The organism is Streptosporangium sp. CA-115845 (assembly GCF_050943795.1).
Taxonomy (GTDB): Bacteria; Actinomycetota; Actinomycetes; order Streptosporangiales; family Streptosporangiaceae; genus Streptosporangium.
Genome location: NZ_CP191988.1, coordinates 3,200,953 through 3,224,248, shown reverse-complemented (window position 1 = coordinate 3,224,248; position 23,296 = coordinate 3,200,953). Strand labels below are relative to the sequence as shown.

Genomic DNA, 23,296 nt, shown 5'->3' with positions numbered 1-23,296 from the left:
CGGTGCGCGGTACGTCCAAGGAGTGCTGCCGGGAGATGCCCCTCGAAGACGGGTACGGCCACCGCCGGAGCGGTGGCCGTACGCTGGTGTGTCGATCAGGAGGGGTTGGAGACCGCCGCCCCGATGGTGTGCACGCGCAGGGCGTTGGTGGAGCCCGCGGTGCCGGGAGGGGAGCCGGCGACGATGACCACCTTGTCGCCCTTCTCCAGGCGGGAGTGGGCCAGCAGTGAGGCCTCCACCTGGCGGACCATGTCGTCGGTGTGGTGGACGAACGGCACTTCGAAGGTCTCCACGCCCCAGGTCAGCGCGAGCTGGTTGCGGACGTGGCTGGCGGAGGTGAAGGCCAGCAGCGGGATGGGTGAGCGGTAGCGGGCCAGGCGGCGGGCGGTCTCACCGGACATGGTGAACGCCACCAGTGCCTTGGCGCCGACGATGGCGCCGACCTCGGCGGCGGCGCGGGCGATGGCGCCGCCGGTGGTCTCCGGCAGCCGTTCGAGGCTGTGGGTGGCCTGGAGCGAGCTCTTCTCCGCGGTGGTGGCGATGCGGCTCATGGTCTCGACGACCTCGATGGGGTAGTTGCCGACCGAGGTCTCCCCGGAGAGCATGACCGCGTCGGCGCCGTCCATGACGGCGTAGGCGACGTCGGAGGCCTCGGCCCGGGTGGGGCGCGGTGCGGTGATCATCGAGTCGAGCATCTGGGTGGCGACGATGACCGGGCGGGCCTTCTCGCGGCAGAGCTCGATGGCCCGTTTCTGCACGATGGGCACCTCTTCTAGGGGCAGCTCGACGCCGAGGTCGCCGCGGGCGACCATGATGCCGTCGAAGGCCTCAATGATCTCGGGGAGCCGCTCCACCGCCTCCGGCTTTTCGATCTTGGCGAGCAGCGGGAGGCGGATGCCCTCCTGCTCCATGATGTTGCGCACCACGTCGGCGTCGGAGGGACGCCTGACGAAGGAGAGCGCGACCAGGTCGAAGCCGGTGCGCAGGGCCCAGCGCAGGTCGGTCTCGTCCTTGTCGGTGAGGACGGGGGCGCTGACCTTGACGCCCGGCAGGTTGAGGCCCTTGTTGTCGGAGATCATGCCGCCGATGATCACGCGGGTGGTGACGCGCTGGCCCTCGACCCGGGTCACCTCCAGGCGGACCCGGCCGTCGTCGACCAGGATGCTGTCTCCGGGGTGGACGTCCTTGGGGAGCCCCAGGTAGGAGGTGGAGACCTGCTCACGGTCGCCGGGGACCTCTTCGGTGGTGATCGTGAAGACGTCACCGAAGCCGAGGCGGACGGGGCCCTCTTCGAACTTGCCGACCCGGATCTTGGGGCCCTGGAGGTCGGCCAGCAGACCTACGCCACGTCCGAGCTCGGCGGCAGCCTCCCTCACCCTGTCGTAAACCTCCTTGTGCAGCTCGTGGCTGCCGTGGCTGAGGTTGAAACGGGCCACGTCCATCCCGGCCGCGATCAGCTCGCGGAGACGTTCGGGAGAGGAGGTGGCGGGGCCGAGAGTGCAGACGATTTTCGCGCGACGAGTCACGGATCCCACCCTAATTGGTACAGACCACTTGGTCGTGACGTTGGTCATGGCAGCGATGAAAAATTCGGTGACACAAACGCTACCCTGGGTGAACGGAAGGTTGCGAATCGCCCCTCACCTCACGCTCACCGTGGTCTGTCTCATCGAGGACACAGATTTCCGCCTGCCCGAGCCGCTCCCTGGCGACCGAGGAAGCACTTCTCGTTTTTTCGCTCATTGTGCGGGTGTGGCTCGGTAGGGTCGGGGTGTTCCGCGATAACCAAGTGGGGCGTGTTTGTGCGAACGCGGCAGGGCGTGCCGTGTCTGCGCGGGGAGGCTTCGGGGGTGCCCGGGCCGGTGAACCGCGAACCGACAGATCCGACCGTCAGGTCGGGTGCTGGAATCCCCGGCTTCCAAGCCGTGGGAGGACGTCAATCGTAGACGAGTTCCTCCACGACCAGTCCGGCGCCGATGCCCAGCAGCCAGACGTCCTTGGCGAGGGCGACGCCCTGCTGGGTGGGGCGCAGGCTGTCTTCCTCCCGCATGCCCGGCGTCTTGAGGTAGAGCCCGAGCAGCCCTCCGGCGAAGGCGGTCAGCCCGGCGCCCGCCAGCAGCGAGGGCACCACGGGGACCAGCAGTGCCGCGCCCAGGGCGATCTCCGCGGTGGAGAGCAGCTTCACGAACCGCGTCGCTTTGATGTTCTTGAGGAACGGGTAGGTCCCCACCGCCATCCCGTGGACCCCCGCGGCGGTCTCCTCGTCGGCGGACCACTTGCCCAGCCCCGAGTTCAGGATGATCACACCGGCGGCGGTCCGGGGTGGAAGCTGGTGTGGGCGCGCTAGAAGTCTCATGGATCCTCACAGTGACGAAATGGAGCCGGAGAACCGTTCTCCTTCCCCGGCCTGACCGCTCCACCCGCCTGTTGATCCTCTTTTGAACGTGACAAAACGAACATAACGGGGCGCCGTTTCCACTGAGCCCTCCCCCTCTCATCGGATCCTCATCGGCCGCCAAGCGGGCGTCGAGCGGGCGTCGAGCAGGAGAGCCGTGCCGCGGTCGGCCTGGAGGGCGTCACCGATCTCTGATCGCCGCGGTACCTGGCAGCCCGGGGAAATCCCTCCGGGCCCGGGACGGTGCGGCTCCCCCAGGGCGTGACGGAGCCTCAGCGGGCGGACACGGGCGCGACCGCCGCTGGGGCCCGCGAAAGCCTCAGGGGGTGACGGAGGCCGCCTTGGCGGCGTTGACGATGCCGTGGCCGTAGAAGCCGTTGCGTGCCTTCGAACCCTCGCACTTGTGCACCCCTTCCTCCACGGGGTCGAGCTTGTAGGCGTACTCGCGGGGCGAGGGGCAGGCCTCGCTCGTGGCGGTGGCGTACAGCAGGCGCTGGACCTCGCCGGGGGCCATGGTGAGGCCGCTCTTGTCCGGCTTGCCGAAGCGGCTGATCAGGATGGCGGCCACACCGGTGGCGTGCGGGGCGGCCATGGAGGTGCCGACCAGGTACTGGTAGTAGGCGCAGACGTTGTCGCGGCACTCCCGAATGATCGACGTGTCCTTCGGCGTGCCGTCGACGCCGATCCGCCCCTTGGCCCGCAGCGCGTACTCCGGGGCGGCGGCCAGGATGCCCTTGGTGATGTCGTAGCGGGCGCTGCCGTCGAACTCGTCGCCGCCGGGTGCCGACAGGTCGGTCTGCTCGACGCCGTAGTCGGAGTAGTAGGCCTTGCGCTTGCTCGGGCCGACCGAGGAGACCGAGATGACGCCCTTGGACTCGGCCGGGACGTTGAGGCAGGAGTTGTCGATCCTGCGGGTGCGCTCGGCCTCCTTGGGGTAGTCGGGGCTGGTCTTGTCCGTCTTGGGCCTGCCGAGGTCGGTGGCGCTGTTGCCGATGGCGCTGATGAGGGTGACGCCCCGCTGGCGGGCGTAGTCGAGGGCGCGCTGCATGCCGGTGATGATGCCGCGCTGCTCCAGTTGCTCGGCCTTGGAGTCGGCGGGGTTGGCCTTGCAGTTGAACAGCCACGGGTCGACGTAGAAGCTCATGTTGACCACGTCGATCCCGGCGTCCGCGGCGTAGGTGAGCGCCTCGATGCTGGGCTTGAGGAAGAACAGGCCGGAGTCCTGGCCGGCGCGCAGGTTCACCAGGGTGACCCCGGGGGCGACTCCGGCGACGCCCCGGCCGTTGACCGGCGAGGCGATGGTGCTGGCCACGTGGGTGCCGTGGCCGTCGTCGTCCCAGTCGACCGGGTCCTTGCAGTCCTTGAACTCGCAGGGTCCGTCGAGGGTCTTGCCGTTGGGATCCTTGGGCCGGTCGGTCACGAAGTTGCGGCTCAGGGGGTAGCTGAAGTTGGGGGCGATGTCGGGGTGCCTGCCGTCGATGCCGGTGTCGATGACGCCGACCAGCACGTTCTTGTTGCCGGGGGCGCCTGCGTGGGAGCCGTCCGCGGTGGCGCCGATCATCTTCATGTCCCACTGCCGTTCGGCCAGCGGCTCCGGTGCGCCGACTCCGGTCTCCCGGATGTCCGGAGTAGCGCTCTGCCCGAGGGCCGTGGGGGCTCCTGTCCCGGGGATCGCGGTGGCGGAGCCGATCCTGCGGTCGGAGGAGACGCCCACGACGGCGTCGCTGCCGGCGAGATCCTCCACGAAGTGGGCGCCGGGACCGCTGGCGACGACGTAGCCGAGCCTCGTCTCGGTGGACAGCGCGGTGCCGCCGCTCGCGTCGATCGCGTCGATCGCACGGTCGCGGGCGCCGTCGGCGTAGAAGACCAGGTACTCGCGGGCCTGGCTCGCGACCGTGGTGGCCCCGCCGTCCAGGGCCCCCGCCGTGAGGGTAGCCGCCAGGGCGAGAACCGCTCCCGCGCCCGTCAGGCTTCTGATCCCGCGTCTCATCGATCCTCCGCACCTGGCCTGATCACGAAAATTCATCCTTCAGCGATACGCGTGACACAGCGAACTCAAACATCCGCTCCGCGCGTTTTCCTGTGAAGGAGTCCGTGAAACAGCCGGTACACAAGGCGTTCCCGGGCGCGGCGGGCGGCGCCGCACCCGGGAATGCCATGACGTGCTCATACCGGCCGTGACATACACGGACCAAATACAACCTACTCAGTGTTCAGACCGGCTGTGCTCAGACCAGTGGCCTCGCGGTCGGCGGGATCGCCACCGGCAGGGCCGTCTGGCCGGTGAGGTAGCGGTCCGCGGCCGAGGCGGCCGAGCGGCCCTCGGCGATCGCCCACACGATCAGGGACTGGCCGCGGCCCATGTCCCCGGCGACGAAGACGCCGTCGACCGAGGACATGTAACCCCTGTCCCTGGCGACGTTGCCCCTGGCGTCGAAGAACTCGCCCTCGGCGACCTCGGCGAGCTCGGTGAGCAGGCCCTTCTTCTCCGGTCCCACGAAGCCCATCGACAGGGTGACCAGCTCTGCGGGGATCTCCCGCTCGGAGCCGGGCACCGGCTTGAACCCGGTGCCGGGCCCCTCCACCTCGACCAGGCGCAGCGCCCTGACGTTGCCGTCGGCGTCGCCGACGAACTCGGTGGTGGAGACCGCGTAGACCCGGTCGCCGCCGCCGTCGGCCAGTTCCTCGTGGGCGCTCTCCATCTTGAACAGGATGGGGAAGGTGGGCCACGGCTGGCTGCCGGGGCGCTCCGCCGGGGGCTGGGGCATGATCTCCAGCTGGGTGACCGAGGCGGCCCCCTGCCGGATCGCGGTGCCGATGCAGTCGGCGCCGGTGTCGCCGCCGCCGATCACGACGACGTGCTTGCCCTCGGCGCTGATCGGTGAGACCGGGAAGTCACCCTCCTGGACCTTGTTGGAGGGCGGCAGGAACTCCATCGCCTGGTAGACGCCCTTCAGGTCGCGCCCGGCGACGGACAGATCCCGCCACTGGGTCGCGCCGCCGGCCAGCACGATCGCGTCGAACTCCGCACGCAGCCGCGCCGCCGTGATGTCGACTCCGACGTTGACGCCGGTACGGAACTCGGTGCCCTCGGCCCGCATCTGGGCGAGCCGGCGGTCGATGTGCCGCTTCTCCATCTTGAACTCGGGAATGCCGTAGCGGAGCAGGCCGCCGATCCGGTCGGCGCGCTCGAACACCACCACGTCGTGCCCGGCGCGGGTGAGCTGCTGCGCGGCGGCCAGGCCCGCGGGGCCCGAGCCGACGACCGCGACCCGCTTACCGGTCTTCGAGGCGGGGAGCTGGGGGGTGACCCACCCCTCGTCGAAGGCGCGGTCGATGATCTCGACCTCGACCCGCTTGATCGCGACCGGGTCGGAGTTGATACCGAGCACGCACGCCGCCTCGCACGGAGCCGGGCACAGGCGGCCGGTGAACTCCGGGAAGTTGTTGGTGGCGTGCAGGCGCTCGATGGCCTCCTGCCAGTCGTCCCGGTAGACCAGGTCGTTCCACTCGGGGATCAGGTTGCCCAGCGGGCAGCCGTTGTGGCAGAACGGGATGCCGCAGTCCATGCACCGCGCCGCCTGCTTGGTCAGCGCGGGCTTGGGGAAGTCCTCGTAGACCTCCCGCCAGTCGCGGATGCGGACGTCCACCGGGCGGCGCGTCGGCAGCTCGCGCCCGTGAGTGAGGAAACCCTTGGGGTCGGCCATCGGTCGTACCTCCCTTATCCCTGAACAGCCTGAGCGGTGTGAACGAGTCGCCGGGGGTTCCCGGCCGGGGTGCGCCTGGACATCGGCCTCACCCCTGGACCGCGGCGGTCATGACCGCCTCGTCGATGTCGCGGCCCTCCAGCCGGGCGGACTCGGCGGCCCGCAGGACCCGCTTGTAGTCCGTCGGCATGATCTTGCCGAAGCGGGACGGGTCCCAGTCGGCCAGCAGCGCCTTGGCCACCGTGGAGCCGGTCTCGGTCAGGTGCGCCTCGACGATCTCGCGCAGCGTCTCGGAGTCGGCCTCGTCGAGCTCCTCGATCTCCACCATCTCGCGGTTGACCCGCTCGACATCGGGGTCGAGCAGGTAGGCGACGCCGCCCGACATGCCGGCCGCGAAGTTGCGGCCGGTCGGGCCGAGGACGACCGCCTTGCCACCGGTCATGTACTCGCAGCCGTGGTCGCCGACGCCCTCGACCACTGCGGTGGCGCCGGAGTTGCGGACGCAGAACCGCTCCCCCACGACGCCGCGGATGAACGCCTCGCCGGAGGTCGCGCCGTACAGGCCGACGTTGCCGGCGATGATGTGCCCCTCCAGCGGGGCCGCCTGGTGCGGCTGGACCGAGATCCGGCCGCCGGACAGGCCCTTGCCGACGTAGTCGTTGGCGTCGCCGGTCAGCCGCAGTGTGACGCCCCTGGGCAGGAAGGCGCCGAAGGAGTTGCCCGCGGAGCCGGTGAAGCGCACGTCGATGGTGTTGTCGGGCAGGCCGGCGCCGCCGTACCGCTTGGTCACCTCATGACCGAGCATGGTTCCGACGGTGCGGTTGACGTTGCGGATGGGCAGTTCGAGGGTGACCCGGGAACCGTCCTTGAGCGCGCCCTCCGCGAGCTGGATCAACGTGTTGTCCAGCGCCCTCGCCAGTCCGTGGTCCTGCCCCACCACGCGGCGGAGCGAGGCACCGGCGGGCAACTCGGGCTGGTGCAGGATCGGTGCCAGGTCAAGACCCGCGGCCTTCCAGTGGTTCTCCGCCGAGGTGGTGTCCAGCAGCTCGGCGTGGCCGACGGCCTCCTCCAGGCTGCGGAAGCCCAGCGCGGCGAGATACTCGCGGATCTCCTCGGCGACGAACTCGAAGAAGTTGACCACGAACTCGGGCTTGCCGGTGAACCTCTTGCGCAGTTCGGGGTTCTGGGTGGCGACGCCGACCGGGCAGGTGTCCAGGTGGCAGACGCGCATCATCACGCAGCCGGAGACGACCAGGGGTGCCGTGGCGAAGCCGTACTCCTCGGCGCCGAGCAGCGCGGCGATGACCACGTCGCGGCCGGTCTTGAGCTGGCCGTCGACCTGGACGGTGATCCGGTCGCGCAGGCCGTTGAGCAGCAGCGTCTGCTGGGTCTCGGCCAGCCCGAGCTCCCAGGGGGCGCCCGCGTGCTTGAGCGAGGTCAGCGGGGAGGCGCCGGTGCCGCCGTCGTGGCCGGAGATGAGCACGACGTCGGCGTGAGCCTTGGACACGCCCGCCGCGACCGTTCCGACGCCGACCTCGGCCACCAGCTTGACGTGCACGCGGGCGGCGGGGTTGGCGTTCTTCAGGTCGTGGATGAGCTGGGCGAGGTCCTCGATGGAGTAGATGTCGTGGTGCGGCGGCGGCGAGATGAGGCCGACGCCCGGGGTGGAGTGCCGGGTCTTGGCGATCCACGGGTAGACCTTGTGGCCGGGCAGCTGGCCGCCCTCGCCGGGCTTGGCGCCCTGGGCCATCTTGATCTGCAGGTCGTCGGCGTTGACCAGGTACTCCGACGTCACGCCGAACCGGCCGGAGGCCACCTGCTTGATGGCCGAGCGGCGGACCGGGTCGTGGAGCCGCTCGGGGTCCTCGCCGCCCTCACCGGTGTTGGACTTGCCGCCCAGCCGGTTCATCGCGATGGCGAGCGTCTCGTGCGCCTCCATCGAGATGGAGCCGTACGACATGGCGCCGGTGGAGAACCGCTTGACGATCTCGCTGACCGGCTCGACCTCGTCGATCGGCACCGGCTCGCGGACCCCCTCCTTCAGCGTGAACAGGCCCCGCAGCGTCATCAGCCGCTCCGCCTGGGAGTCCACCAGCCCGGTGTACTCCTTGAAGATCTCGTAGCGGCGCGAGCGGGTGGCGTGCTGCAGCTTGAAGACGGTCTCGGGGTTGAACAGGTGCGGCTCGCCCTCGCGGCGCCACTGGTACTCGCCGCCGACCTCCAGGCGGCGGTGGGCGTTCTCGGCCCGGGGGTAGGCGCGCCGGTGGCGCAGCGCCGCCTCCTCGGCGAGGACGTCGAAGCCGACACCGCCCAGCCGGGAGGTGGTCCCGGTGAAGCAGGCGTCGACGACCTCCTGGCTCAGGCCGAGCGCCTCGAAGATCTGCGCACCGGTGTAGGAGGCGACGGTGGACACCCCCATCTTGGACATGACCTTCAGCACGCCCTTGCCGTACGCCTTGATGAGGTTGCGCACGGCCTTGTGCCGGTCGACCCGCAGCACGCCGGAGTCGACCATGTCCTCGACGGTCTCGATGGCGAGGTACGGGTTGACCGCACCCGCGCCGTAGCCGATGAGCAGCGCCATGTGGTGCGCCTCGCGCGCCTCGCCGGTCTCGATGACCAGGCCGACCCTGGTGCGGGTCTTCTCGGCGATCAGGTGGTGGTGGACGGCACCGGTGAGCAGCAGCGACGGGATCGGCGCCAGCACGTCGGAGGAGCCCCGGTCGGAGAGGACGATGATCCGCGCCCCGCCCTCGATCGCCGCGGAGACCTCGGCGCGGATCTCCTCGATGCGGCCGAGCAGTGCCTCGCCGCCGCCCGCGACCTCGTACAGGCCCTGGACCACGTGCGGGCGAAAGCCCGGCAGCGCGCCCTCGTCGTTGATGTGGATGATCTTCGCGAGCTCGTCGTTGTCGATCACCGGGTAGGGCAGCACCAGCTGGCGGCAGGAGGCCGGGCCCGGGTCGAGCAGGTTGCCCTCGGGGCCGATGGTGGTGGCCAGGGAGGTGACGAGCTCCTCGCGGATCGCGTCCAGCGGCGGGTTGGTGACCTGCGCGAACAGCTGGCTGAAGTAGTCGAACAGCAGCCGGGGCTTCTCGCTGAGCACCGCGACGGGGCTGTCGGTGCCCATCGAGCCGATCGGCTCGGCGCCCACCCTGGCCATCGGAGCCAGGATGATCCGCAGCTCCTCCTCGGTGTAGCCGAAGGTCTGCTGCCGCTTGATCAGCGCCTCGTGCGTCGGGACCTCGTGCGAGCGGGCGGGCAGTTCCTCGAAGCGGACCAGCCCGGCGTGCAGCCAGTCCGCGTACGGCAGCTCGGCCGCCAGCTCGGCCTTGATCTCGTCGTCCTCGATGATCTTGCCGAGCTCGGTGTCGACCAGGAACATCCTGCCGGGCTGCAAGCGGCCCTTGCGGACCACGTCCTCGGGGGCGATGTCGAGCACACCGGCCTCGGAGGCCAGCACGACCAGGCCGTCGGTGGTGACCCAGAACCGCCCCGGGCGCAGGCCGTTGCGGTCGAGTACCGCGCCGACCAGGGTGCCGTCGGAGAAGGTGATCGAGGCCGGGCCGTCCCAGGCCTCCATGAGGGTGGAGTGGAACTCGTAGAACGCCCGCCGGGCGGGGTCCATCTCGGTGTGGTTCTCCCACGCCTCGGGGATCATCATCAGCACCGCGTGCGGCAGCCGGCGCCCGGCGAGGTGCAGGAGTTCCAGGGTCTCGTCGAAGGAGGCGGTGTCGGAGCCGGCCGGGTCGCAGATCGGGAAGAGCCGCGACAGGTCTCCCGGCAGGTTCGCGGTCCCCAGCATGGCCTCGCGGGCCCGCATCCAGTTGCGGTTGCCCTTGACCGTGTTGATCTCGCCGTTGTGGGCGATGTAGCGGTACGGGTGCGCCAGCGGCCATGAGGGGAAGGTGTTGGTGGAGAAACGCGAGTGGACCAGCGAGATCGCGGTCTCGTAGCGCTCGTCGCTGAGGTCGGGGAAGAACTGCTCGACCTGCAGCGGGGTGAGCATGCCCTTGTAGACGATGGTCCGGCAGCTCAGCGAGGGGAAGTAGACGTTCGCCTCGTGCTCGGCCCGCTTGCGCAGGCAGAAGGCCAGCCGGTCCAACTCCAGGCCGGTCTCGCCGTTGGGGGACGTCACGAACAGCTGGCCGAAGAACGGCATCACCGCGCGGGCGCTCGGCCCGGGCAGGTCGGGGGTGGTCGGCACGTCGCGCCAGCCGATGACCGTCAGGCCCTCCTGCTCGGCGATCTCCTCGATCAGCCGTACCGCCCTGGCGCGGGCCGGCGCGTCGGCGGGCAGGAAGGCCGTGCCGACGGCGTAGGCGCCGGCCACGGGCAGGGGGAAGCCCACCACCGTGCGGAAGAAGGTGTCGGGGATCTGCGTCAGGATCCCGGCGCCGTCGCCGGTGTCCGGCTCGCTTCCCTGGGCTCCTCGGTGATCGAGGTTGCACAGGGCGGTCAGTGCCTTCGCGACGATGTCGTGGCTGCGGCGACCGGCCACGTCCGCGACCATGGCGACGCCACAGGCGTCGTGTTCGTGCGAGGGGTGGTACAGGCCCTGGGGCTCGGGAAAGCCGAGGTGGGCAGCGGGCATCGAATCCCTCCCGTCGTCTTGCTTCTGTGGAACAAGCAAGGGACGACGTTGGCCCTGCTGCGTGGTGGGTAGAGGTTACCGTACCCTGCCGGATACCGGCCTACCCGGTCAGGTCACACCGATTTGGCACCGATTCGCCCGGTTTGTTTAACACGCGCCGATGGCACGACATTCCAGGTCCGGGCTCTAAGGTGGCCAGATGGAACCGAGCGCCCCCGCCGAATCGGGCGACCACACCGGCCTGACGAACACCGGAACCGCGGACACCCCGGGCGTGTCGGAGGTGCCAGGCGGCCCGGCCGCCCACGAGGGGGTCAGGGCGCTCGTCGCCCGGCTGGGCGTCGACGGCAGGCGGCTGAGGATCGCGCTGGCGGCGCTGGGCGACGGCCGCTGGTGGACTCTCGCCGATCTGGTCAGGCGGACCGCGACGTCGCGGCGGACCATCGAGGCGCTGCTGCGCGAGGTGGACGGGGAGCTGGAACGCTCCGGCGACCGCTTCAGGCTTCCCGCCCACTGGGCCGGGCAGGAGCTGAGCACCCTCGCACCGGCCGACCCGGTGGCGCACCTCCTTTCCGACCGGGCGGAACTGGTCGCGCGGATGGACGAGCTGATCGCCAAGGCCCCCCGGGGCCGCCACACGCTGGACCACGTCGCCGCGACCGGCGACACCGTGGTCCGGCGGGCGCTGCTGCTGGACGCCCGGTTCTGGCTGGACGGCGCCCGGCTGCTGTGCGTGGGCGACCACGACCTGACCTCGTTGGCCACCGCGATGCTGCACCCCGGCGTCGAGGTGACGGTCGTCGACGTCGACGAACGCATCCTGGCCTACATCGCCGGCCAGGCCGACCGGCTCGGGCTGGCCGTGCGGACCCGCTGGGCCGACCTGCGCCTGGGACTGCCCGCCTCCACGCAGGCCTGGGCCGATCTGGCGATCACCGACCCGCCCTACACCCCCGAGGGGGTCGGGCTGTTCGTCGCCCGCTGCGCGGAGGGGCTGCGCGACCGCGAGCAGGGCCGGATCATGCTGGCGTACGGCGCGAGCGAGCGCACCCCCGCGCTCGCCCTCAAGGTGCAGCAGGCCCTGTCCCAGCTCAACCTGGTCAACGAGGCGATCTACCCCGACTTCAACCGCTACCTCGGCGCCGAGGCCATCGGCTCGGCCGCCGACCTGTACGTCCTGCGCCCCACCACGAGGACCTGGCCGGCCGCGGCCGCCCGTACCGACTCCTCCGGCACCGCCATCTACACGCAGGGTCCCCAGTCCGTGGAGTCCGCCGGGGAGCCCACGGCGGGCTCCACGGCCGGTTTCGAGGAGGGGTTCGTCCCGGAGGTGCTGGTGGGCGAGTGGCCCCGCGACGTACTGCCCAGAGCCCCCAGGGCGCGCCTGGCGACCTGGCTGGCCAAACCCTACGCCAGTGCCCCGGCCAGGGTGGCGATCTCCGTACCGGCCGGGCTGGAGGCCGCGCTGCCCCGGCTGCTGCTGGCCACCCGCGCCGGGGAGGTCCGGGTCACCCTGGCCGCGGCCCCCGGAAACCTCCCCGCCGACCTGCTCGCCCCCGTCTACGACCTCATCGTCGAGGGCGCGTCCGTACGCGCCGTACGGACGGCGCCTCACCAGGACGACACGGCCCGGATCCTGCGCCGCGTCCTGGACAACGCGCACGGCAAGCTCGCCAACACCTGGCGCGAGGCCCTGATCAAGGTCAGGGGCGAGTTGACGAAGAAGCAGGCCAGGGCGGTCATCGCCGCCGTCGCCCCGTGGGCGGACGACGTCACGGTCCTCGAACTGCCCGCCCACCGGCTACTGGAGCTCCGGGCCGCGGTGGAGAGCTCCCTCAGCGCACCAGCCGGCGCTGGATCGCCAGGCTGAGGCCGTCCACGGCGACCTGCGGGTAGGTGAGATCCACCTGACCCCCCTCGACCACCGGGGCGACCCAGCTCACCGTGGCGTAGTGCCCCAGGGCACGGGCCTGTGCCCAGCTGCGTGAACCGTCGAAACCCTCGGGCGTGTCGGGAGCGGGCCGGACGAAGCCGTCGCTCCTGAGCGCCGCCACGAGCCTGTCCGCGGCGGCGGAGTCCGCGAGGTTGAAAATCAGGAACTGGCCGGAGACCTCGCCGTCCTCGGTCTCGTAGCGGGCCCGCAGCACCTGCGTGCACCCGGCGAGCGCGTCCAGCGCGCTCCCCCAGGCCGCCTCGGCGCAGTCTGCGAGGGTCTCGGTGGTCTTGAGCGCGAGCCTGGTCGTGCCCGCCGACACCGAGGGGCCGGGGAACATCTCGGCGACGGTCAGCGGCTGGGGGTCGAGGGCGCGGGTCGCGATGGGCGCGTAGTGGGCCGTGCTGGGCTCCGCGCGAAGGACGGCGGCGCGCGGGTCGGGCCTGCCCCCCAGCAGGAGGAAGGCCGCCACCCCGGCGACCACGACCGGCACGGCGACGGTGACGGCGATCCACGTGCGCATGAGGAAAGAGCTTACTTCGACAGACGGGACGCCAGGGACCACTGAGCCGAAGCGGCGCCGGGCGACCATGTCGACCGGGATACGGAACGGATTCGAGGGACGGCGGGGGCTATTTGGACGGGGCGGGCGCGGGGGAGGCGGCGACGATGCGGCGGAAGATCGCCTTCTCCACGCCGCGGACCGTCAGCGCCAGCGAGACGAAGTCGTCCTTCGGTCCGGGATCGGCGCCGTCGGTCCTGCCGATCCAGACCAGGCCCGCGTAGTGCCCCATGGCGTGCCCGCTGGACTCGGTGTGACCCCCGGCGGGGAAGACTGCCTTGCCCGCCTGGAGCGGCCGGACCCAGCCGCCCCGGTGCAGGGTGGTCAGCGTGTTCACCAGCGTGTCGGCCGAGGCGGTGTCGCGGAGGTTGAACAGGGTGTACTGGGCGACGTAGCGGCCGTCCCCGCTGACGTACAGGCCCCTGGCCACCTGGGTGCACCCGCCCTGGGCGAGCAGGTCGGCGAGCCCCTGGCCCCAGGTCGCCATCGCACAACCGGCCTCCAGGCGGGTGGCCGCCAGCCTCAGCGTGACCCTGCCCTCCTTGAGGGTCCTGGTGGCGAAGAGGTCCTTGACCGTCAGCGGCTTGGGGTCGGCCTTGCTCTGCGCGATCGGGGTGAACACCTTGGAGGAGGGCCAGCCCTTGTAGAGGTCGGGCCTCGGCTCGGTGCCGATGACCGAGGCGGTGGCCCGTTCGGGCTCGAAGTCGTTGCCGATCGCGGAGATCGCGAGGGTGAGGGCGACCGCGGCGACCAGCACGCCCGCCACCGCCCCGAAGACCATCAGCAGCCGCTGCTGGGGCCGGGTCAGCCCCCACTCGTCCAGCCGGGTGATGTCCTCGGTCCGCGCCCTGGCGGAGGTGCGGCGGCGCTTGCGTGCGGGTGTGGGGGGCGGGCCGGCCGGAGGGGTCACAGTCCGCCCCCTCCCAGGAGGGTGCCCAGGCCGAAGGTCAGGGCCGCGGCGACCACGCCGACGAGGAGCTGGCGCAGCCCGCTGTACCACCAGCTGCGCGCGGTGACCCGGGAGACCAGCGCGCCCGCGCCGAACAGGGCCAGACATGAGATCACCGCCGAGGTCACCAGGCTGGTGACCCCGAGCAGGTACGGCAGGAGCGGCAGGAGCGCGCCCACGCCGAACGACAGGAACGAGGAGATCGCGGCGATCCTGGGCGAGGGCAGGTCCTGGGCGGTGACCCCAAGCTCGGCCTGGGTGTGCACCTCGAGCGCCCGGTCGGGGTCCATCGAGATCTGCCGGGCCACCTCGGCCGCCACGGCGGGCTCGACGCCCCGGTCCTCGTAGAGCTTGGCGAGCTCCTGCTGCTCGGCCTCGGGGTGACGCTCAAGCTCGCGCCGCTCGACGTCGATCTCGGCCAGGGCGAGTTCCCGCTGGCTGGCCACCGAGACGTACTCACCCCCGGCCATGGAGAACGCGCCCGCCGCCAGCCCCGCGACTCCGGCCAGCACGATGACCGTGGTGCTGGCGGCGCCGCCGGCGACACCGGCGATCAGGGCGAAGTTCGAGACAAGGCCGTCCATCGCGCCGAACACCGACGGCCGCAGCCAGCCGCCGTTGACGTCGCGATGCCGGTGGTGCATCTCGGCGCGGCCCCCCGAGTCGTCGCCGCTCACCGGGATCCTTTCTCCTCCTGGTCGGCCAGGTCGGACGGGTGGGCCGGATCGACCGAGTCATCGGCCGCGAGCGTGCCGGCGGTGAGCCGCGCCTCACCGTCCTCCTTCTCCGTGCCGCCGCTCTCGTCGGAGTCGGCCAGGCCGGACGGGTGAGCCGGGTCGGCGGTGTCCTCCCCGTCCGAGGCGGCCGGGGTGACGGCCGGCTCGGCATCGGTGTCGGCCCCGACCTCACCCTTGTCCGCGTCGGCCGTCTCGCCCGGCACGGGCTCGGCGGCCGGATCGGGCAGCGGACGGACCTGCTCGGCGTTGCTCTTGTTCCTGGCGTACCAGAAGTAGGCCATCGCCCCGATGAACAGGATGATCGAGGTCCACTGGTTGAGCCGCAGGCCGAGGATGTGGTGGGCGCTGTCGACCCGCAGCCCCTCGATCCAGAAGCGGCCCACGGTGTAGCCGGCGACGTAGAGCGCGAACAGGCGGGCGTGGCGGAGCGCGAATTTGCGCCCTGCCCAGATGAGAACCAGCGCCAGGCCCAGGTCCCAGATCGACTCGTACAGGAACGCCGGGTGGTAGGTGGCCTCGCCCGGCACCGTGCCCGGCCGGTCGGGGTCGATCTCCAGCCCCCACGGCAGGTCGGTGGGGCTGCCGAACAACTCCTGGTTGAAGTAGTTGCCCCAGCGGCCGATGGCCTGGGCCACCGCGATCCCGGGGGCGACGGTGTCGGCCACCGCGGACAGGGAGATGCCCCTGTTGCGGCACCCCAGCCAGACACCCACGCCACCGAGCGCGACGGCACCCCAGATGCCCAGGCCACCGTTCCAGATGAACAGCGCCTCGATCGGCTCGTTGGGTGCGTCCGCTCCGAAGTAGAGCTGCCAGTCGGTGATGACGTGATAGAGGCGTCCGCCGACCAGGCCGAACGGCACGGCCCAGACGGCGAGATCCACGATCGTCCCCGGCTCACCGCCGCGGGCACGCCAGCGGCGCTCGCCGATGACTACCGCGACGACGACGCCGAGCACGATACACAGTGCGTAGGCCCGGATGGGGACCACGCCGAACAGATACCAGACCCCCTGAGAGGGGCTGGGAATCGAGGCGAGGGGCATGTCAGGTGACGTTACCGTGTCCCGGGCTACTTGGCGGCATCAAGAACGGCCTGGCGTAGCTCGGCCGGCTTGAAAGCCACGTTCGTGTCCAACTCGACGCCGTTGAGTTTCAGCGTCGGGGTGCCCTGGAGCTTCTGGGTCTCCATGACCTTGGTGCTGTAGGCGATGTGCGCGGGCGCCTTCTCCTGGCTGGTCACGCACGCCTCGAAGCCGGGATCGGTCACCCCGGCGTCCTTGCCCCAGGCGATCAGGTCAGGGATCTTGAAACCCTCCACGAGCTCCGAGGGCTGCTCCTTGAACAGCCTGTCGTGGAAGGCGATCCACGGGGCGCCCCCGGGGATGCAGCGGATCGCCGACGCGGCGCGCAGCGAGTTGGCCCGGGTGATCCCCTTGTTGGTCTGTTCCTGGAAGATCGTGATCGGGTGGTAGACCACCTTGGCCTTGCCCTCGGCCGCCAGGTTCCTGATCGTTGGGCCGCTGGTCTCCTCCAGCGCCCTGCAGGCAGGGCACTGGAAGTCCTCGAAGACGTCCAGGACCGGCTTCTCCACACCCGGTCTGGCCATGACCACCGAACCGTCCGCGGCTGCGGTGATCGGCGCGAGCGAGGCTCCGACCTGCTCGGACTTGCTGCTCTGGGCGGCGAACCACCAGCCACCGCCGACGGCGGCGATCGCGACGACGGCCACGGTCACGATGGTCGCCACGCGCTTTCGCTTCTCCCTCCGCATCTGCTCCTCGCGCTGCGCCTTGATCCGATCACGCGCCGACTGCTCCCGCGCGGCCTTGCCCATCAGTAAGCCTCCTTCTCCTGGAGCTCCTCGTCATCGCTCTCGACGTCCTCGTACGACTCCTCGCCCGGGGTGAGCCCAAGCGCGGAGTCCAGCGCGAAGCGGCCCGGGGGGAAGACCGCGACGAACACGCCGAGCCCGAAGAGACCGAAGTCACGCAGGATGTCGATGAGGTAGTCGGGCTCCACCCCGGCCGCCAGCTGACCGCCACCGCCGAAACAGCCGCAGTCGATGCGCAGCCCGCGCGCCCACGCCGAGGCGATGCCGATGACGAACGCCAGCATAAGCAGCGCCGAGATGACACCCGCCGCTCGGGTGAGCAGCCCGACGACCAGCAACAATCCCACGACGATCTCCAGGATCGGCAGGCCGTAGCCGACCGCCGTGGCGAGCGATTTGGGGAGCAGATCGTATGCCTCGACCGCCTGAACCGAGAGCACCGGAGTGCCGATCTTGCCCCAACCCGCGACGATCAGCACTCCCGCCAGCACCAGCCGCGAGACGGTCGTTACCCAGGGTAGCGCCGAAATCACGATACGCGACCTATTGGGTGCGGGGTTATCAGAGGTCACGAGCACCATTCTCCTATTCCAAGCCCCGGCCACAGACGTCTTCGGCGAATGCCAGGTATTCGAGGAAAACCTCATCACGAGCCTGATAAGCATCGAATAAGCCTGCCTGGCAGGCGCGGACGCGGGAGCGGCCCTTTCTTCGAGTAAGGGAGCCGCTCTCGAACGGGCTCGTCAGCCGCGGACACCCGCCGCCAGCTCGGCGCCCAGCTCACGGACCGACGCCAGCCCCGAGGCCTCGTCCGGCGCGTCGAGAACGCGGCGGATGAACGCCGACCCCACGATGACGCCGTCGGCGTAACCCGCCACCTCGGCCGCCTGCCTGCCGGTGCCGACGCCCAGGCCGACGCAGACCGGCAGGGAGGTGTGCGAGCGGGTGCGCTCGACCAGGCCCTGCGCGGCCGCGCCGACCGAGTCGCGGGCACCGGTGACGCCCATCAGTGAGGCCGCGTAGACGAAGCCGGTGCAGCTGTCGACGACCGCCTTGATGCGGGCCTCGGTGGAGCTGGGCGCGACCAGGAAGACCGTGTCGATCCCGGCCCCGGCACTGGCCTCGCGCCAGGGCCCGGCCTCCTCGGGGGTCAGGTCGGGTGTGATGGTGCCCACCCCGCCCGCGTTCGCCAGGTCATGGGCGAAGCGGTCGGCGCCGTAGCGGTCGATCGGGTTCCAGTACGTCATGACCAGGGTGGCGGCACCGGTCTTGGCCACACCCTCGACGGTGCGCAGCACGTCGGCGATGCGGGTGCCGTTGGTCAGCGCCCGGTGCACGGCGTCCTGGATCGTCGGGCCGTCCATGAGGGGATCGGAGTAGGGCAGGCCGATCTCGATCACGTCGCAGCCGGCGTCCACCATGGCGGCGGCGACGGCGATCGCGCCCTCCTTGCTGGGGAACCCAGCGGGGAGATATCCGATGAGGGCGGCGCGGCCGTCCGCCTTGGCCTTGGCGAACACCGTCTGAAGAGTCGTCATCGTTGTTTCCGTTGCGGTTCGTCCCCTCCGGCACGCCGGAGGGGAGGCAAGTCGGTCGTCAGAGGTTGAAGTACTTCATCGCGGTGCCCATGTCCTTGTCGCCCCGCCCCGAGAGGTTGACCAGGATCGTCGCCTCGGGACCCATCTCGCGGCCGAGCTTGAGGACTCCGGCGAGCGCGTGCGAGGACTCGATCGCGGGGATGATGCCCTCGGTGCGGGCGAGCAGCGAGAAGGCCTCCATCGCCTCGGCATCGGTGATGCCGTGGTAGGTGGCGCGGCCGGTGTCCTTGAGCCAGGCGTGCTCGGGGCCGACGCCCGGGTAGTCGAGCCCGGCCGAGATCGAGTGCGACTCGACGGTCTGGCCCTCCTCGTCCTGCAGCACGTAGGTGCGCGAGCCGTGCAGCACCCCGACGGAGCCCTCGGTGAGGGTGAGCGCGTGCTCACCGCTCTCCAGGCCCCGGCCGCCCGCCTCGTAGCCGTGCAGCCGGACGCCCTCGTCCCCGAGGAAGGCGTGGAAGATGCCGATCGCGTTGGAACCGCCGCCGACCGCCGCGGCGACCGCGTCGGGCAGCCTGCCGGTGAGCTCCAGCATCTGACGGCGGGCCTCGACGCCGATGATGCGGGCGAAGTCGCGGACGATCTCCGGGAACGGATGCGGCCCGGCGATGGTGCCGAAGAGGTAGTGGGTGCGGTCGACGTTGGCGACCCAGTCGCGGAAGGCCTCGTTGATGGCGTCCTTGAGGGTCTGGCTGCCGTTGGTGACCGGGACCACCGTGGCGCCGAGCAGCTTCATGCGGGCGACGTTGAGCGCCTGACGCTCGCAGTCGACGGCCCCCATGTAGATCACGCACTCCAGGCCCATCAGGGCGGCGGCGGTCGCGGTGGCGACGCCGTGCTGGCCGGCACCGGTCTCGGCGATCACCCGCGTCTTGCCCAGGCGCTTGGTCAGCAGGGCCTGGCCGAGCACGTTGTTGATCTTGTGGGCGCCGGTGTGGGTCAGGTCCTCGCGCTTGAGGATGATCCGGGCGCCCCCCGCCTGCTCGGCGAAACGGGGCACCTCGGTCAGCGTGGTCGGCCGCCCGGCGTAGGTGCGCAGCAGATGGTCGAACTCCCGAAGGAACGCCACGTCGCTCTTCGCCTTGTCGTACTCCGCCGCGACCTCGTCCAGGGCCGGGATGAGCGCCTCGGGCACGTAGCGGCCGCCGAAGACGCCGAACTTGCCGTGGATGTCCGGGTCGTTGCCGTGGAGGCCGTTCCCGGCGAGGTCCGCGGCGGTGAGGACGGTTCCTTCGTGCGTTGTCACTGCTTACTGCCCCTCGGGTCGGGATGCGGGGTGGGCACCGGCGGTGACCAGGTCGACCACGGCGGCCCGCGGATCCTTGCCGGTCACCAGGCTCTCGCCGACCAGGACGGCGTCGGCGCCCGCCCTGGCGTAGGCGAGCAGGTCGTGGGGGCCGCGCACGCCCGACTCGGCGATCTTGATGATCCCGTCGGGAACCTTGGGGGCGAGCTTGGCGAACACGTCGCGGTCCACCTCAAGCGTCTTGAGGTTCCGCGCGTTGATACCGATGATCTTGGCTCCGGCGGTGAGCGCCCGGTCGAGCTCCTCCTCGGTGTGCACCTCGACCAGCGGGGTCAGCCCGATCGACTCGGCCCGCTCGATGAGTGAGACCAGCGCGTTCTGGTCGAGCGCCGCGACGATCAGCAGCGCCAGGTCGGCGCCGTAGGCGCGGGCCTCCCAGAGCTGGTACGAGGTGACGATGAAGTCCTTGCGCAGCACCGGGATGTCGACGACGGCGCGCACGGCGGCCAGGTCGTCGAGGCTGCCGCCGAAGCGGCGTCGCTCGGTGAGCACGCTGATGACGTGGGCACCGCCCGACTCGTAGTCGCCGGCCAGCGCGGCGGGGTCGGCGATCGCGGCCATCGCGCCCTTGGACGGGCTGGAACGCTTGACCTCGGCGATGACCGCCACCTGGTCGCCGCCCAGCGCCGCGTAGGCGTCACGGGGGGCGGGCGCCCGCCCGGCCCGCTCCTTGAGCTCGGCCAGCGTCACCCTCTCCTGCCGCTCGGCCAGGTCGGCGCGGACTCCTTCGAGGATTTCCTCAAGCACGCTCATTTGCCCTCCCCGCGAAGTTCAGAGGCCAGGTTCGCGAACGCTGCCGTGTCCGTGGTTCGCTCGCTCCGCTCGCTCACGAGTAAGGCCCCTCCCGATCGACTGCCCTTGTCCCGCCGATGCTATCGGCCCGGCCGGGGTCGCCCCGCCACTGGGTGAAGCACAAAGGCGACTATGGGCCCAAGAATTCCCCAAAAGGGAGATTTCGTACTATCCAAAACACGATCATTAAAGCAAGAAATAACCAGACATAGGCCGGACGTATGGATTTCGCCATGGGCGGCCCACTCGATTCCCTTCCGGACCTACCCCCCCACCAGGCACGCGACGCCCAGCGACCCCAGAGCACGACCAGCACCGGGACCATGAGGGTGACGAGCGGGTTGAGCCCCAGCGCCGTCACCGGATCGCCGTGCGCGAGCGCGTGCACGGCCCGCAGGCCGCCGCAGCCGGGGCAGTACAGACCGGTGAGCATGAGGAACGGGCAGGTCGGGTAGTGACCGGGCTCGTTCGGATCGACCGCCCCCACGAACGCGACCGCGGCACCCGCCACCAGCGCGGTACCGAGCGGCGCCAGCACGGCCCGCGCGCGTGAACCAGCGATCTTCCCCATGAGCACGGCCGTCGGCACCCCCTCACCGGCCACCCTACTCGCGCCGGACGCGGACCCGCCTCAGGCGACCGTCAGGTCAGGCACCCGTCAGGTCAGGCACCCGTCAGGTCAGGCACCCGTCAGGGAGGCGCTGCCGACGATGGCGCCGACCGCGATCAGCCAGGCCAGCACCGCCAGCCAGCACGCGATCCCGAAGTAGGACAGGACCAGGCCGGCGATGGCCATGCCCCGCCCCTCCTCGCCCGTCCGCTTGATCTGCCCCAGCGAGATGTGGCCCAGCACCACGCCCACGATCGAGGTGAGGCCGCAGACGAACAGCCCCGCGATCCCCATGATCAGCGCAGCGATGGCCATGCCGTTGTTACCCCGGGGAGGCGGCGCACCGTAACCGCCGTAGGCGTCGTAACCGCCACCGGGCGGCGGGCCGTAACCACCGGACGAACCGTAACCACCCGGAGAGCCATAGCCACCGCCTCCCGGGGGTTGCCCGTAACCACCCGGCTGATTGCCATAGCTCATGAATGACTCCCATTTATCTAAGTTGCGGGCGAAATCCTAGCGAAAACATTCCCGGGCCGAAGGAGTCCGGGCACGCCTGTGAGCAAGTCGTAGCCGGGGCGCACGCCCCTCGGACCTCGGATCTCGGACCGCGGGATCGAGGAGGACGCACCGAGCGCGCGAAGGCCGCGTTTCCGCCGAGGTCAGCGCTCCCGGGGGTCCTGATCGACCGTCGGATCGGTGCCCTCGTCGAGGGCCTCCCACAGTGCCCGCTCGCTGGGGGCGCTCTCGGCGGGGGCGGAGCCCTGGCGGTTGTAGCGATCGGACATGCCCGGCCATCGGCCACCCCGCAGGAGGGCCGTAACTCCCCCGGCCAGCAGGAGCAGCCCCCCTGCGGAGGCGATGATCGGCCAGACGACGGCCGAGGCGACCCGCGGCACGGAGTCCACGACCATCGGCGCCTGCTCCGCGGAGATCCGCAGCGCGGCGCTCGCACCGCTCCCCCACCAGGAGGCGGCCACCACCCCGGCCCCGCAGAGCGCCATCACCACGCCGACGACCCGGCGCCACACGCCTGCCGTCGCGAGCACGGCGACCACTGCGGCGAGTGCCGCCCAGGCCGCGGGCCCCAGCGCGGGGGCCAGTTCCGCGGCGGGGACCGCCACCTCGCGGGTGCCGTACGTCACGGTGAACCAGTCGCGCCCGGCGGCGAGCAGCACGAGCGCGGCGCCGGCCACGCAGGCCGCCAGCCAGGTCCACAGCTCCCGCTTGGCCGTCACGCCCGGGTCACCACAAGCTCGTCGGCGTCGAAGCAGGTCCGATCGCCCGTGTGGCAGGCGGCGCCCACCTGGTCGACCCTGAGCAGGATGGTGTCGCCGTCACAGTCGAGCGCGGCGGACTTGACGTGCTGGACATGGCCTGAGGTGTCACCTTTCACCCAGTAGGACCCTCTGCTGCGTGACCAGTAGGTGGCCCTGCCGGTGGTGAGCGTGCGATGCAGCGCCTCGTCGTCCATCCAGGCGAGCATGAGCACCTCGCCGGTGTCGTACTGCTGGACGACGGCGGGAACCAGCCCGTCGGTGGTGCGCTTCAGCCGGGCCGCGATGGCAAGGTCAAGGGGCATGCGGCAATTGTGCCGCAACCAGGGAGAGGGGTAGCGTCCGGCATGGCCTCGCGAGCAGACCGGGGGCTCCCCTGAAGACCGACCCGGCGAGCCATCTGGCGGTGGTGGAGGCCACCACCCTGCCGTGCGCGTTCACCAGGAAGGCCGGCCCCCCTACCCTGCGGAGCAACGGCGAGACGGCGACCTCGAAGCGGCGCACGAACACGTCGGCCGCCGCCACGCCGATGAACTCCCCGCCCTTCAGCACGGGCACCGACAGGGTCAGGGAGTACTCGGTGCTGCAGAGGAAATCCACGTACGGGCCGGTGAGAGTGTGCTCGGCACCGGAGCGCGGACCGGCGAACCAGTCCCAGTGCGTGTAGTCGTAGAAGGCGCTGCTGGAGGGGTCCATGTCCCGGAGCAGTTGCACGGGCTCACCCGAGGCGCCCTCCTGCCACCACTCCAGATACCAGGGCGCGTCGATGAGCAGGCCGGGCGCGGCGATGAACCCGATGCCGGAGATCAGCCCGCCCAGCCGGGGGAAGAGCAGCGGGCGCAGCGCGGCCAGGTCGCCGCTCACCGGCGTGGTGCCCACAAGCCCGACCACGGCGTCGCGCACCTGGTGGAGCCCCTCGAAGACATCCTCGACGATGCCGCCGACGGCCACGGCCACCTCGGCCGCGCCGCCGGACGCCAGCAGCGCACCGTGTTCACTCACTTG

General features: G+C 70.8%; 20 protein-coding genes. 1 reads left to right on the top strand and 19 read right to left on the bottom strand.

Annotated features, from left to right (window positions below):
* Positions 1 to 95 precede the first annotated feature (95 nt).
* From pyk to gltB, 5 genes are all read right to left on the bottom strand, one after another.
* The gene (pyk, locus tag ACQP0P_RS16805; protein ID WP_433377382.1) at positions 96 to 1,526 is read right to left on the bottom strand and encodes a pyruvate kinase; all 1,431 of its coding nucleotides are present in this window, start codon (positions 1,524 to 1,526) and stop codon (positions 96 to 98) included.
* A 410-nt stretch (positions 1,527 to 1,936) separates the two neighbouring features.
* On the bottom strand, positions 1,937 to 2,356 hold the full coding sequence (locus ACQP0P_RS16800; RefSeq protein ID WP_433377379.1) for a hypothetical protein: 420 nt from the start codon (positions 2,354 to 2,356) through the stop codon (positions 1,937 to 1,939).
* 358 nt (positions 2,357 to 2,714) lie between these two features.
* Positions 2,715 to 4,385 carry a S8 family peptidase gene (locus ACQP0P_RS16795; RefSeq protein ID WP_433377376.1) on the bottom strand — a complete coding sequence of 557 codons (1,671 nt, stop codon included), beginning with the start codon at positions 4,383 to 4,385 and terminating at the stop codon, positions 2,715 to 2,717.
* Positions 4,386 to 4,623: 238 nt separating this feature from the next.
* On the bottom strand, positions 4,624 to 6,102 hold the full coding sequence (locus ACQP0P_RS16790; protein ID WP_433377374.1) for a glutamate synthase subunit beta: 1,479 nt from the start codon (positions 6,100 to 6,102) through the stop codon (positions 4,624 to 4,626).
* Positions 6,103 to 6,190: 88 nt separating this feature from the next.
* The gene (gltB, locus tag ACQP0P_RS16785; protein WP_433377371.1) at positions 6,191 to 10,696 is read right to left on the bottom strand and encodes a glutamate synthase large subunit; all 4,506 of its coding nucleotides are present in this window, start codon (positions 10,694 to 10,696) and stop codon (positions 6,191 to 6,193) included.
* A gap of 199 nt (positions 10,697 to 10,895) precedes the next feature.
* On the opposite strand from gltB, the gene ACQP0P_RS16780 reads away from it, so the two are divergent.
* On the top strand, positions 10,896 to 12,566 hold the full coding sequence (locus ACQP0P_RS16780) for a bis-aminopropyl spermidine synthase family protein (protein WP_433377368.1): 1,671 nt from the start codon (positions 10,896 to 10,898) through the stop codon (positions 12,564 to 12,566).
* On the opposite strand, the gene ACQP0P_RS16775 is transcribed toward ACQP0P_RS16780, so the two are convergent.
* The 14 genes from ACQP0P_RS16775 to ACQP0P_RS16710 form a co-directional block, all read right to left on the bottom strand.
* Positions 12,532 to 13,152 carry a hypothetical protein gene (locus ACQP0P_RS16775; RefSeq protein ID WP_433377365.1) on the bottom strand — a complete coding sequence of 207 codons (621 nt, stop codon included), beginning with the start codon at positions 13,150 to 13,152 and terminating at the stop codon, positions 12,532 to 12,534. The genes ACQP0P_RS16780 and ACQP0P_RS16775 overlap by 35 nt on opposite strands.
* 109 nt (positions 13,153 to 13,261) lie before the next feature.
* A complete protein-coding gene (locus ACQP0P_RS16770; RefSeq protein WP_433377363.1) occupies positions 13,262 to 14,101 on the bottom strand; it encodes a hypothetical protein in 840 nt (279 codons plus the stop codon).
* Positions 14,098 to 14,817 carry a VIT1/CCC1 transporter family protein gene (locus ACQP0P_RS16765; protein WP_433377361.1) on the bottom strand — a complete coding sequence of 240 codons (720 nt, stop codon included), beginning with the start codon at positions 14,815 to 14,817 and terminating at the stop codon, positions 14,098 to 14,100. Before ACQP0P_RS16765 ends, ACQP0P_RS16770 begins: the two co-directional genes overlap by 4 nt.
* On the bottom strand, positions 14,814 to 15,923 hold the full coding sequence (lgt, locus tag ACQP0P_RS16760; protein ID WP_433377359.1) for a prolipoprotein diacylglyceryl transferase: 1,110 nt from the start codon (positions 15,921 to 15,923) through the stop codon (positions 14,814 to 14,816). Before lgt ends, ACQP0P_RS16765 begins: the two co-directional genes overlap by 4 nt.
* Positions 15,924 to 15,949: 26 nt before the next feature.
* Positions 15,950 to 16,714 carry a DsbA family protein gene (locus tag ACQP0P_RS16755; RefSeq protein WP_433377357.1) on the bottom strand — a complete coding sequence of 255 codons (765 nt, stop codon included), beginning with the start codon at positions 16,712 to 16,714 and terminating at the stop codon, positions 15,950 to 15,952.
* Positions 16,714 to 17,244, bottom strand: a complete 531-nt coding sequence (locus ACQP0P_RS16750) for a MauE/DoxX family redox-associated membrane protein (protein ID WP_355617825.1) — start codon at positions 17,242 to 17,244, stop codon at positions 16,714 to 16,716. Before ACQP0P_RS16750 ends, ACQP0P_RS16755 begins: the two co-directional genes overlap by 1 nt.
* 210 nt (positions 17,245 to 17,454) lie before the next feature.
* Positions 17,455 to 18,249, bottom strand: a complete 795-nt coding sequence (gene trpA / locus ACQP0P_RS16745) for a tryptophan synthase subunit alpha (RefSeq protein ID WP_433377355.1) — start codon at positions 18,247 to 18,249, stop codon at positions 17,455 to 17,457.
* Positions 18,250 to 18,307: 58 nt separating this feature from the next.
* On the bottom strand, positions 18,308 to 19,477 hold the full coding sequence (gene trpB, locus ACQP0P_RS16740) for a tryptophan synthase subunit beta (protein ID WP_433381922.1): 1,170 nt from the start codon (positions 19,475 to 19,477) through the stop codon (positions 18,308 to 18,310).
* A gap of 78 nt (positions 19,478 to 19,555) precedes the next feature.
* Positions 19,556 to 20,365 (bottom strand): indole-3-glycerol phosphate synthase TrpC, encoded by an 810-nt coding sequence (gene trpC / locus ACQP0P_RS16735; protein ID WP_433377353.1) that lies wholly within the window; start codon positions 20,363 to 20,365, stop codon positions 19,556 to 19,558.
* Positions 20,366 to 20,534: 169 nt separating this feature from the next.
* Positions 20,535 to 20,975 carry a DUF2752 domain-containing protein gene (locus tag ACQP0P_RS16730; RefSeq protein ID WP_433377351.1) on the bottom strand — a complete coding sequence of 147 codons (441 nt, stop codon included), beginning with the start codon at positions 20,973 to 20,975 and terminating at the stop codon, positions 20,535 to 20,537.
* Positions 20,976 to 21,083: 108 nt separating this feature from the next.
* Positions 21,084 to 21,494 (bottom strand): DUF4190 domain-containing protein, encoded by a 411-nt coding sequence (locus tag ACQP0P_RS16725; RefSeq protein ID WP_433377349.1) that lies wholly within the window; start codon positions 21,492 to 21,494, stop codon positions 21,084 to 21,086.
* Between the two features lie 182 nt (positions 21,495 to 21,676).
* Positions 21,677 to 22,252: a Trp biosynthesis-associated membrane protein gene (locus ACQP0P_RS16720; protein ID WP_433377347.1), complete on the bottom strand. Its 576-nt coding sequence runs from the start codon at positions 22,250 to 22,252 to the stop codon at positions 21,677 to 21,679.
* A complete protein-coding gene (hisI, locus tag ACQP0P_RS16715; RefSeq protein ID WP_433377345.1) occupies positions 22,249 to 22,596 on the bottom strand; it encodes a phosphoribosyl-AMP cyclohydrolase in 348 nt (115 codons plus the stop codon). The genes ACQP0P_RS16720 and hisI overlap by 4 nt, the downstream gene beginning before the upstream one ends.
* Positions 22,586 to 23,293 (bottom strand): cache domain-containing protein, encoded by a 708-nt coding sequence (locus ACQP0P_RS16710; protein ID WP_433377343.1) that lies wholly within the window; start codon positions 23,291 to 23,293, stop codon positions 22,586 to 22,588. The genes hisI and ACQP0P_RS16710 overlap by 11 nt, the downstream gene beginning before the upstream one ends.
* Between the last annotated feature and the right edge of the window lie 3 nt (positions 23,294 to 23,296).

Bases quoted from the DNA above. Each gene is read 5' to 3' on its own strand.
- ACQP0P_RS16780 (WP_433377368.1), top strand. From the start codon at position 10,896: ATGGAACCGAGCGCCCCCGCCGAATCGGGCGACCACACCGGCCTGACG.
- ACQP0P_RS16725 (WP_433377349.1), bottom strand. From the start codon at position 21,494: ATGAGCTATGGCAATCAGCCGGGTGGTTACGGGCAACCCCCGGGAGGC.
- ACQP0P_RS16730 (WP_433377351.1), bottom strand. From the start codon at position 20,975: ATGGGGAAGATCGCTGGTTCACGCGCGCGGGCCGTGCTGGCGCCGCTC.
- ACQP0P_RS16790 (WP_433377374.1), bottom strand. From the start codon at position 6,102: ATGGCCGACCCCAAGGGTTTCCTCACTCACGGGCGCGAGCTGCCGACG.
- trpA (WP_433377355.1), bottom strand. From the start codon at position 18,249: ATGACGACTCTTCAGACGGTGTTCGCCAAGGCCAAGGCGGACGGCCGC.
- ACQP0P_RS16795 (WP_433377376.1), bottom strand. From the start codon at position 4,385: ATGAGACGCGGGATCAGAAGCCTGACGGGCGCGGGAGCGGTTCTCGCC.
- ACQP0P_RS16755 (WP_433377357.1), bottom strand. From the start codon at position 16,714: ATGGGCAAGGCCGCGCGGGAGCAGTCGGCGCGTGATCGGATCAAGGCG.
- lgt (WP_433377359.1), bottom strand. From the start codon at position 15,923: ATGCCCCTCGCCTCGATTCCCAGCCCCTCTCAGGGGGTCTGGTATCTG.
- gltB (WP_433377371.1), bottom strand. From the start codon at position 10,696: ATGCCCGCTGCCCACCTCGGCTTTCCCGAGCCCCAGGGCCTGTACCAC.
- hisI (WP_433377345.1), bottom strand. From the start codon at position 22,596: ATGCCCCTTGACCTTGCCATCGCGGCCCGGCTGAAGCGCACCACCGAC.
- trpC (WP_433377353.1), bottom strand. From the start codon at position 20,365: ATGAGCGTGCTTGAGGAAATCCTCGAAGGAGTCCGCGCCGACCTGGCC.
- ACQP0P_RS16800 (WP_433377379.1), bottom strand. From the start codon at position 2,356: ATGAGACTTCTAGCGCGCCCACACCAGCTTCCACCCCGGACCGCCGCC.
- ACQP0P_RS16775 (WP_433377365.1), bottom strand. From the start codon at position 13,152: ATGCGCACGTGGATCGCCGTCACCGTCGCCGTGCCGGTCGTGGTCGCC.